This window comes from Pseudomonas sp., from assembly GCF_050739655.1.
Lineage (GTDB): Bacteria > Pseudomonadota > Gammaproteobacteria > Pseudomonadales > Pseudomonadaceae > Aquipseudomonas.
In genome coordinates this window covers 1-1,768 of record NZ_JBOIBY010000725.1, presented here as the reverse complement: position 1 = coordinate 1,768, position 1,768 = coordinate 1, and the positions used below count along the sequence as shown (strand labels likewise).

Here is a 1,768-nt window from a genome sequence, read left to right as displayed (position 1 = left end):
GCGCTTCTTCGCTCAACTTGGTGCCGGGCGCCAGACGCTGTTCGAGGATGGCCTCGAAGATATGCGCGTAGACAATATCGTCCTGGGTACCGCTGCGGCCGGCTTTGCCTGCTCGCGGTTGTTTCTTGAGGGGCTGCAACTGTTCGTTCATGGGCACTCGAGTCGGGAGAACTGCGGCGAATTGACCGTGACTGTAATACGGCACAGTGGGTCGCTGGCAAGTATCGCGTAAAAAACACTGCGATTGTACACAATGGACGGTGGCAACACACTGTACGGCTTAATGTTGCCTCGGCTGTATCGCAACGTCTGGTTACTTTTGAGTTTAGGCTTAAACCCACAAACAGTGGCGTTGCTCGCCCTCCCTTTAGGAGCGAGCTTGCTCGCGAAAAACGATAGACCACCGCGGGGTGTCAGGCACCCAGCGTTTTCGTTGACGACCTTCGCGAGCAAGCTCGCTCCTACAGGGGGCAACGCCCCGGACAACTCCAGCACAAACAGGATCCCTGCCGTCATGAACGACGCCACGCACACGCAGTTGCGCCCCCTGGCCGATACGTCGCCTTCAGCCATCGTCGCCGGATTCATCGCGATGATGACCGGCTACACCAGTTCCCTGGTGCTGATGTTCCAGGCCGGGCAAGCCGCTGGCCTGACCAGCGGGCAGATTTCGTCGTGGATCTGGGCGATTTCCATCGGCATGGCGGTGTGTTCCATCGGTCTGTCCCTGCGCTATCGCACACCCATTACCATTGCCTGGTCGACCCCGGGCGCTGCCCTGTTGATCACCAGCCTCGGTGGCGTGAGTTACGGCGAAGCCATCGGTGCCTACATTACCTGCGCAGTGCTGGTGACGATTTGCGGCCTGACCGGCAGTTTCGAGCGCCTGGTGAAAAAGATCCCGGCGTCATTGGCGGCCGCATTACTGGCCGGCATTCTGTTCAAGATCGGCAGCGAGATTTTCGTCGCGGCCCAACATCGCACCGCGCTGGTGCTCGGCATGTTCTTCACCTACTTGCTGGTCAAACGCCTGTCACCCCGCTACGCCGTGCTGGCGGCCTTGTTGATCGGTACTGCCCTGTCCGGGTTCATGGGGCTGCTGGATTTCAGCGGTTTCCACCTGGAAGTGGCGACCCCGGTCTGGACCACGCCGCATTTCTCGCTGGCCGCAACGATCAGCATTGGTATCCCGTTGTTCGTGGTGGCGATGACTTCGCAAAACATGCCCGGTATTGCCGTGCTGCGCGCCGACGGCTACACCGTGCCGGCCTCGCCGCTGATCACTGCCACGGGCATCGCCTCGTTACTGCTGGCGCCGTTCGGTTCCCATGGCATCAACCTGGCCGCCATCAGCGCAGCCATCTGCACAGGGCCACATGCCCATGAAGATCGCAATAAACGCTACACAGCAGCCGTGTGGTGCGGAATTTTCTACGGCATCGCCGGTGTGTTCGGTGCAACGCTGGCGGCGCTGTTTGCCGCACTGCCCAAGGAACTGGTGCTGTCGATTGCCGCACTGGCGTTGTTCGGCTCGATCATCAATGGCCTGAGTATCGCCATGAGCGAAGTGAAGGAGCGTGAAGCGGCGCTGATTACCTTCATGGTCACGGCATCGGGGCTGACACTGTTTTCCATCGGTTCGGCGTTTTGGGGGATTGTGGCGGGAGTGGTGACGCTGATGATTCTGAACTGGCGTAAAGCCTGAACCCTGTAGGAGCGAGCTTGCTCGCGAAAAACCTGTAGACGCCGCGACCAATCAGGATGATCG

Annotated in this window: 1 protein-coding gene and 1 pseudogene; one reads left to right on the top strand and one right to left on the bottom strand. The window is 59.9% G+C overall.

What is annotated here, in order from left to right; genetic code table 11:
- Positions 1-151, bottom strand: a pseudogene (locus ACRESJ_RS34275) (GntR family transcriptional regulator); the annotation flags it as partial.
- 363 nt (positions 152-514) lie between these two features.
- Here ACRESJ_RS34275 and ACRESJ_RS34270 point away from each other — a divergent pair.
- A complete protein-coding gene (locus tag ACRESJ_RS34270; RefSeq protein WP_431761841.1) occupies positions 515-1,705 on the top strand; it encodes a benzoate/H(+) symporter BenE family transporter in 1,191 nt (396 codons plus the stop codon).
- Positions 1,706-1,768 lie beyond the last annotated feature (63 nt).